The organism is Hoeflea sp. (assembly GCF_039975035.1).
Taxonomy (GTDB): domain Bacteria; phylum Pseudomonadota; class Alphaproteobacteria; order Rhizobiales; family Rhizobiaceae; genus Hoeflea.
The window spans coordinates 23,986-32,139 of record NZ_JBDWHW010000090.1; the positions used below are offsets into that span (position 1 = coordinate 23,986).

The 8,154-nt window shown below is 59.3% G+C and carries 6 protein-coding genes and 1 pseudogene; 2 read left to right on the forward strand and 5 right to left on the reverse strand.

Translation table 11 applies throughout. From position 1 onward, the window contains the following. Positions 1 to 2 precede the first annotated feature (2 nt). From pcaD to ABJN75_RS07480, 4 genes are all read right to left on the reverse strand, one after another. Positions 3 to 800 carry a 3-oxoadipate enol-lactonase gene (gene pcaD, locus ABJN75_RS07465; protein WP_348438304.1) on the reverse strand — a complete coding sequence of 266 codons (798 nt, stop codon included), beginning with the start codon at positions 798 to 800 and terminating at the stop codon, positions 3 to 5. 135 nt (positions 801 to 935) lie between these two features. After that, positions 936 to 2,249, reverse strand: a complete 1,314-nt coding sequence (xylA, locus tag ABJN75_RS07470) for a xylose isomerase (RefSeq protein ID WP_348438306.1) — start codon at positions 2,247 to 2,249, stop codon at positions 936 to 938. Beyond that, the gene (gene xylB, locus ABJN75_RS07475; protein WP_348438308.1) at positions 2,246 to 3,700 is read right to left on the reverse strand and encodes a xylulokinase; all 1,455 of its coding nucleotides are present in this window, start codon (positions 3,698 to 3,700) and stop codon (positions 2,246 to 2,248) included. The genes xylA and xylB overlap by 4 nt, the downstream gene beginning before the upstream one ends. 48 nt (positions 3,701 to 3,748) lie before the next feature. Beyond that, on the reverse strand, positions 3,749 to 4,771 hold the full coding sequence (locus ABJN75_RS07480) for a LacI family DNA-binding transcriptional regulator (RefSeq protein ID WP_348438310.1): 1,023 nt from the start codon (positions 4,769 to 4,771) through the stop codon (positions 3,749 to 3,751). A gap of 273 nt (positions 4,772 to 5,044) precedes the next feature. Here ABJN75_RS07480 and gltX point away from each other — a divergent pair, with 273 nt between their 5' ends. Together gltX and lysS are read left to right on the forward strand one after the other, a co-directional pair. Next, positions 5,045 to 6,517: a glutamate--tRNA ligase gene (gene gltX / locus ABJN75_RS07485; RefSeq protein WP_348438311.1), complete on the forward strand. Its 1,473-nt coding sequence runs from the start codon at positions 5,045 to 5,047 to the stop codon at positions 6,515 to 6,517. 4 nt (positions 6,518 to 6,521) lie between these two features. After that, complete coding sequence (lysS, locus tag ABJN75_RS07490) at positions 6,522 to 8,018, forward strand: lysine--tRNA ligase (protein WP_348438313.1); 1,497 nt, start codon at positions 6,522 to 6,524, stop codon at positions 8,016 to 8,018. A 13-nt stretch (positions 8,019 to 8,031) separates the two neighbouring features. Here the strand turns inward: lysS and ABJN75_RS07495 are convergent. After that, positions 8,032 to 8,154 (reverse strand): annotated as a pseudogene (locus tag ABJN75_RS07495) (IS5/IS1182 family transposase); the annotation flags it as partial.

Below are 8,154 nucleotides of genomic sequence, written 5' to 3' on the forward strand. Positions count from 1 at the left end.
TATCAGGCAGAGGGAAGGCGCTCGACAAAGGCCTTGATGATTTCACTCAGTTCGATCGGTTTCTCGATGCACGGCAGATGCGCAGCACCCGGGATTTCCTGGTACATTGCCCCCGGAATCAGCCGCGCCAGTTCACCCACAAGCGCCGGCGGTGTCGAGCCGTCTTCGCTGCCGACCACACAGATGGACGGCACCACCAATTCCGAGCTCGATTGGGTGAAATCGCTGTCGCGTATCGCCGCGCAAGTGCCGGTGTAGCCTGCAACGGGTGTGCGCTCCAGCATCATCCGGTAACCGGTGAATTCGGCATTGTCGGCGCTGCGATAGGCCTTTGTGAACCAGCGTTCCAGGATCGCATCGGAAATTCCGGCAATCCCCTGCTCCTGGATTGCAGCGATCCGCGCGTCCCACATTTCCGGTGTGCCGATCCTGTGGCCGGTGTCGCACAGGATCAGCGCCCGCACCAGATCCGGTCTCTTGGCCGCCAGCCCTTGCGCGATCATGCCGCCAACCGACAATCCGCACAGGATGACGTTCTTGGCTTCGAAATGCTCGATCAGGGCGATGAGATCATTAATATGATCGTCCATCGTCATGGTGTGCTCACCCGCTTCTGACAGGCCATGACCGCGCTTGTCATAGGCGATGATGCTGTAGTCCCCGACCATGCGGACGATCACATCACGCCAGATCCGGTAGTCGGTGCCCAGCGAATTGGCAAACACGATGGTCGGCCGGTCCGGAGCCGCACCAATCACCTGATGATGGATGACGATACCGTTCAGGCGGGCAAATTGCATGACGAGGCTTCCTTCCGGACTGATCATTCAGATTGAAGCCCTGATTACGCCACCAAACGCCGCTGTGCAAACCAAACCCGGAGCCGGCAATGCGGCGGCCCAATATTGCCGACCGCCGCATTCACATGCCCTTTGTCAGACATACCGGTTGACGACATTCTCCAGATATTCCTGACGACCCGATTTCGGCTGCGGATTGACGTCGGCCTTTTTGACATGATCAGCGATGTCGGCAAGCGAGGACGAACCGTCAAGCATCTTCTGCGCTTCCGGCGCATTCCAGCCGGCGTAGCGGTCCTCCACGAAGCTGGTCAGCACACCGTCCTCGACCATCTTCGCAGCAGCCTTGAGCGCCCGTGCACAGGTGTCCATACCGCCGATATGGGCATGGAGCAGATCTTCCGGATCGAGTGATTGACGGCGCAGCTTGGCATCAAAATTGGTACCCCCGGTCGTAAATCCGCCGCCCTTCAGGATAGCGTAATAGGCCAGCGCCATCTCCGGCACATTGTTGGGGAACTGGTCGGTATCCCAGCCGGACTGGTAGTCGTTGCGGTTCATGTCGATGGAGCCGAATATCCCCAGCGCCTGCGCCAGTTCCAGCTCGTGCTCGAAGGAATGGCCGGCCAGGATGGCATGGCCCTGCTCGATATTGACCTTGACCTCGCTTTCCAACCCGTGACGCTTGAGGAAACCGTACACCGTGGCGACATCGTAATCGTACTGGTGCTTGGTCGGCTCCTGCGGCTTCGGTTCGATCAGGATGGCGCCCTTGAAGCCGATCTTGTGCTTGTACTCGACCACCAGATTGAGAAAGCGGCCGAGCTGGTCGTCCTCGCGCTTCAGATTGGTGTTGAGCAGGGTTTCATACCCCTCGCGCCCGCCCCACAGAACATAATTGGCGCCGCCGAGCTTGTGGGTGGCATCGATACAGGTTTTCACCGTTGCTGCGGCAAAGGCGAACACTTCGGGATCGGGATTGGTCGCAGCACCCGACATGTAGCGGCGGTGGGAGAACAGGTTGGCCGTACCCCATAAAAGCTTGACCCCGGTCGCTTCCTGCTTGCCGGCGAAATAAGCGACGATCTCTTCAAGGTTCCTGGTGTTCTCGGCAAAGTTGGCACCTTCAGGCCGGACATCGGCATCGTGGAAACAATAGAAAGGGCTGCCGAGCGCCGAGAACATTTCGAAGGCGACATCGGCCTTCAGCTTGGCCAGATCCATTGAATCCTGCGGATACCACGGCCGGTCGAACGTGCGTCCACCAAAGGGATCGCCGCCCTCCCAGGCGAACGAATGCCAGTAGGCGACAGCAAAGCGCAGATGCTCTTCCATCCGCTTGCCCATGACGGTTTCATCGGCATTGTAATGGTGAAAGGCGAGCGGGTTGGTGCTCTCGGGCCCTTCATATTTGATCCTGGTGACGTCGCCAAAAAATCCGGTACTCATGACATTGCTCCTTTGATTGCGGGATAGAGGGCGCGATAATGCCCATAAGCCTCGTCAAAGGCCTGTGCGAAATCGCGATTGGGATGAATGGTGGCGGCGGTTGCTGGCGGTGTGCAGACCGACAAGGGATCGACGCCTTCCGCAGCGATCAGACCGAGACGGGCAGCCCCGAATGCTGCTCCGAAATCGCCACCTTCAGGAATATCAACCGGCAGGTTCAAAACTGTGGCAAGCGCTTCGATCCAGTACATGGAGCGTGACCCGCCGCCGACGGCGGTCACCCGCGACAGCGAAGTCCCCGCCTGAGCCAGGGCCTCAAGACTGTCGCGGAACGCAAAGCAGACGCCTTCGATCACAGCACGGGTCAAAGCCACACGATCCGATTCATGCCCGAGACCGGCAAAGCAGCCGCGAATGGCCGCGTCATTGTGCGGCGTGCGTTCGCCCGAAAGATAGGGCAGGAACATCACCGAACCCGGTGCTTTAAGGGTCGTGCCAAGCTCGGATGTGAGCACTGCAGGTTCGGTCGAGGTCACGCCTGAAAGCCAGTTGAGCGAATCTGTCGCCGACAGGATCACTCCCATCTGATGCCAGGTTCCCGGCAGCGCATGGCAAAACGCATGCACGGCGCTGTCAGGATTTGGCAGATAGCGGTTATTGGCCGCAAACAGTACACCCGACGTGCCAAGCGAGGCAAAGGCATGGTTGTCTCCGACGGTCCCCATGCCGCAGGCGGATGCAGCATTGTCACCCGCGCCGCCGGCGACTGGAATGCCTGCAGGTAGTCCCAATTCCGAAGCCACCTCCGCACGCAATGCGCCGGCCCGCTCCGTGCCCTCGACCAGCGCCGGCATCTGGCTGCGATCAAGACCGGTGGCCGAAAGCAGACCATCGTCCCAGGCACGCTTGCCGACATCGAGCCAGGAAGTGCCGGCGGAATCCGACATCTCGGAGATCGCCTCGCCGGTCAGCCAGAGCCGCAGATAGTCCTTGGGCAGCAACACCTTTGCCACCCGTGCGAATGCGTCGGGTTCGTTTGCCGCCATCCATTTCAGCTTCGGTGCAGTGAAGCCGGGGAACACGATATTGCCGGTAACACGCCTGAATTGCGGATTGGCATCGAGCGCCGCGGCCTGCCCGTAACTCCGGGTATCGTTCCACAGGATGCAGGGACGGATCACCTTGCCGTCCCGGTCTATCGTCGTGGCGCCATGCATATGGCCCGACAGGCCAAGGCCGCGCACCTTGACGAGGTCGCCGGCGTGGGTTTTTGCCAGTTCGGCCAAAGCCACCCGTGTCGCGGAAATCCAGCTGTCGGGATCCTGTTCCGACCATCCCGGATGCAGTCGCTCCACCGTCAACGGCGCGCTGGCGGAACCAAGAATTTGCTGATTGTCATCAATCAACAGTGCCTTGAGCGAGGAGGTTCCGAGATCAAGTCCGAGATACATGGCAGAATGTCCTTTCAAACGAAGGCTGGGCAATTTTCCCGATGCCCGTCATGGCAGATTGTCCTTGAGAAAAATGTCGATCCGTATCCGCTCCTGCGCGCTCAACGGGTTGAGCCCGTCAGCATAAGCCTTGAGCACTCGGATCGCGCTGCGCACTTCATGGCCGCAATCCTGATTGATGACGGCGTCGAAAATGCCATCGGCCAGCGCCTGGCGCGAATGCGGCGTCACTTCGTGGGCAACAACTGCCGGCTTGTGCTGCTTTCGCGCCCGAATCGCCTCGATCAGCCCGCGATTGCCCGCGCCAAGATTGTAGATCGCGACAATATCAGAACTGGCATCAAGCGCCGTTGCAACAGCTTGCCTGACCGTAGCGGCGTCGTCGTTGGTTTCCACGGGACCGACAATCTGCAGATCGGGAAACTCCGCTTCCAGCACCGCTGCAAAACCCGATGCCCGGTCCATATGATCGGACAGTTTCATTGATCCCGCCACCACAAGCACCTTGCCGCGGCGCCCGGCGCAAAACCGTCCCACCAGATTACCCGCTGTGCGGCCGGCAGCGACATTGTCGATTCCGCAAAAATGCACCCGGCGCGATCCTGGAAGATCCGAAACCAGCGTTGCCACCTGGACCCCCTGGTCAATCAGCCGGTCGACCGCAGCTCTCACTTCATCGGTATCGGTGGCCACCAAAGCGACCCCGGTGACCGCTTGCGGGTCGATTGTATCCAGAATCTGAACGATCGCGCCAGAATCGAACGGCGGCACGGTTTCAATCCGGATCGATGTCCGCTCGGCAGAACCGCGCTGCACCGCCGCATCAATCTCCGTCTCGAGCACACGCATGAAACTGTTGGGTCCTGCCGGTATGACAAACACAAAGGGATACACCCGGCTCCGGGCCAGATTCGCAGCCGTGACATCGCGCACATAACCAAGCCGGTGAACCGCGTTCTCGACCTTTTCGACAGTCTGCCGCCGTACCCCTGGCCGGCGATTGAGCACGCGGTCAACGGTGGCCAGACTGACGCCGGCTTCTGCAGCAATGTCATGCACCGTGGGCCGCATGATCTCCTCCTGCGCACCCTTCTAGATCAGTTTTTGAGGTACGTAAATCAGAAACCTGGAGAAACCCGATCCTTGTTTGCTCCCGGACAGCGTGCTCACCTCAAGCCAAGCAGAAGCCCCTATACTTGACGCAAAGGACGCAATATGGCCTAAGGCAGCGCCTGCCGATCACCGCCGCGCCTTGCCTGGCCGCAGCGAAGCCAGCAGGTGATCGCAGCCGGCAACAGCCGCCGCGCGCACCATTCAACCGTACCTGAAAGCGGGCGAAAACAAATGACCAACACTGCAACGCGGGTGCGCATCGCACCGTCACCGACCGGCGAACCACACGTGGGCACCGCCTACATTGCGCTGTTCAATTACCTGTTTGCAAAAAAGCATGGTGGCGAGTTCATCCTTCGCATCGAGGATACTGACGCCGCCCGTTCCACGCCCGAGTTCGAGCAAAAGGTTCTCGACGCATTGAAATGGTGCGGCCTGTCCTGGTCGGAAGGCCCCGATATCGGCGGTCCCTACGGCCCCTACCGGCAGTCAGAGCGCAAGGATCTTTACCGCCCCTACGTCGAAAAAATCGTCGAGAAGGGGCACGGTTTCCGTTGCTTCTGCACGCCCGAGCGCCTGGATGAAATGCGCGCCGCCCAGCGCGCCGCCGGCAAGCCGCCCAAATATGATGGCCACTGCCTGTCGCTGAAGGCCGAGGAAGTCACGCAACGCATGCAGGCCGGCGAGCCGTCCGTCGTGCGCATGAAGATCCCCTCCGAAGGCTCCTGCAAGTTTGTTGACGGCGTCTATGGCGAGGTCGAGATCCCCTGGGAAGCGGTCGACATGCAGGTGCTGCTCAAGGCTGACGGTATGCCGACCTATCACATGGCCAACGTGGTCGATGATCATCTGATGAAGATCACCCACGTCGCCCGTGGCGAAGAATGGCTGTCCTCTGTGCCCAAGCACATTCTGATCTATCAGTATCTCGGCCTTGAACCGCCGGTGTTCATGCACCTGTCGCTGATGCGCAATGCCGACAAATCGAAACTGTCGAAACGCAAGAACCCGACTTCGATTTCCTACTATGGCGCGCTGGGCTACCTGCCCGAGGCACTGATGAATTTCCTTGGCCTGTTCTTCATTCAGATCGACGAAGGCGAGGAATTGCTGACCATGGACCAGCTCACCGCCAGCTTTGATCCGGAAAACCTCTCCAAGGCAGGGGCGATCTTTGATCTCCAGAAGCTGGACTGGCTCAATGGCCGCTGGCTGCGCGAAGGCATTTCCGAACCGGAATTTGTTGCCCGCGTCATCGCCTGGGCTCAGGAAAACGACCGCTTCGGCGAAGGCATGAAACTGGCGCAGTCGCGCATCAGCAAGCTTTCAGACCTGCCTGACCTGACGGGCTTCCTGCTCAAGGGAGATCTGGGTCTGACCGCGTCGGATTTCTCCAGCATCAAGAAAGTCCCGCTCGAGGACGTGCTCAAGATCTTGCAGACGGTTCAGCCTGATCTCGAGAACATCTTTGAATGGAACGCCGAAAGCATCGAGGCGGAACTGCGCGCCATTTCAGAACGGAGCGAAATCAAGCTGCGCAGTCTTCTGGCGCCGTTGTTCATCGCCGTCTCCGGTTCATCGCGGTCCCTGCCGCTTTTTGACTCCATGGCCATTCTGGGCCGCTCCGTCGTACGCCAGCGCCTCAAACAGGCCGAAGTCGCCGTCAAGGCGGGCGTCGAAGCGGCAAAAGCAAACAACGGATAATCCAATGACCGACACCACGACCGAGCCAGGCCTGTCTTCCGACGTCACCGAAGTTCGTGCGCAAAAGCTTGCGAAATTGCGCGAAACGGTGGCCGAGGTCTATCCGGCGCATTTTCACCGCACTATGACCAATGAAGAACTCGCGGAGAAATACGCCGACATCGAACCCGACACGCTGACCGGCGACATCATCACTGTTGCCGGCCGGGTTTTCTCGTCACGCAACTCCGGCATGTTCATGGATATTCATGACGCCTCCGGCAAGGTTCAGATCTTCAGTCACAAGGGCACGACCCCGGAACAGGCGCGTGCGCTGCTGCCGCTGATAGACCTTGGCGACATCATCGGCGTGACCGGCGAAGTGCGGCGCACCAAGCGAGGCGAACTGACTGTCAACGCCCACGAAATCACCATGCTGACCAAGGCATTGCTGCCGATGCCGGAAAAATGGCACGGCTTGACGGACATCGAGTTGCGCTACCGCAAGCGCCATCTCGACATCATGACCAATGAGGACTCGAAGCTGCGCTTTCGCCAGCGTTCGAAGATCGTTTCGGGCATCCGGCGTTTCATGGAAGACGACGGCTTCATGGAAATTGAAACACCGATGCTGCACTCCGTGTATGGCGGCGCTACGGCTGAACCGTTCAAGACCCACCACAACACGCTCAAGCTCGACATGTATCTGCGCATCGCGCCGGAACTGTTTCTCAAGCGCGCGCTTGTTTCGGGACTGACCGACAAGGTGTTCGAGGTCAATCGCAACTTCCGCAATGAAGGCGTCTCGACCCGGCACAATCCCGAATTCACCATGCTTGAATGCTATTGGGCTTATGCCGACTATGAGGACATCATGGGTCTGGTCGAGCGGCTTTTCGAAACGCTGGCCATGTCGATCCACGGCACCACGGACATCACCTACGGCGACAAGCAGCTTTCCTTCAAGGGACCGTTCAAACGGATCCCCATGCCCGATGCCGTCAAGGATGCGACCGGCATCGACTTCCGGGCGATTGCGACCGACGAAGAAGCCCGCGCTGCGGCCAAGGCCGCCGGTTTCGAAATTGAAGACGACTGGACCTGGGGCGAATGCCTGGCCTTCATTTTCGAAGAAAAGGTCGAGGCCACACTGATCCAGCCGTCGCACGTGACGCATTTCCCCAAGGACATTTCGCCATTTGCGAAAGAAGTTCCTGGCGAGCCGCGTCTGGTCGAGCGCTTCGAGACCTATTGCAATGCCTGGGAGCTGGGCAATGCGTTTTCCGAGCTCAATGACCCGGAAGAGCAGCGCAAGCGGATGGTTGAGCAACTTGAGCAGGCCCATGCCCGCGGTGAAAGCGAAAAGCAACTCGACGACGAGTTTCTCGATGCCATCGACCAGGGCATGCCGCCGGCGGGTGGTCTGGGCATCGGCGTTGACCGCCTGATCATGCTTTTGACAAACGCACCGTCAATCCGCGATGTGATTCTCTTCCCGGCGCGAAAAACCCGGGCGGACTAGGGCCTGTGGACATTCATCTTGATGCGATCAGGGCAGCTGCAAGGTTCCAACTGGCTGTGTAGCTACAGTCCGTTTTGTCATAGCGTGTTGCTATGCCTCTGAATTCCTTGATCTTCGCGAAGTAGTTTTCAACCAG

Bases quoted from the DNA above. Each gene is read 5' to 3' on its own strand.
- pcaD (WP_348438304.1), bottom strand. From the start codon at position 800: ATGCAATTTGCCCGCCTGAACGGTATCGTCATCCATCATCAGGTGATT.
- xylA (WP_348438306.1), bottom strand. From the start codon at position 2,249: ATGAGTACCGGATTTTTTGGCGACGTCACCAGGATCAAATATGAAGGG.
- xylB (WP_348438308.1), bottom strand. From the start codon at position 3,700: ATGTATCTCGGACTTGATCTCGGAACCTCCTCGCTCAAGGCACTGTTG.
- ABJN75_RS07480 (WP_348438310.1), bottom strand. From the start codon at position 4,771: ATGCGGCCCACGGTGCATGACATTGCTGCAGAAGCCGGCGTCAGTCTG.
- gltX (WP_348438311.1), top strand. From the start codon at position 5,045: ATGACCAACACTGCAACGCGGGTGCGCATCGCACCGTCACCGACCGGC.
- lysS (WP_348438313.1), top strand. From the start codon at position 6,522: ATGACCGACACCACGACCGAGCCAGGCCTGTCTTCCGACGTCACCGAA.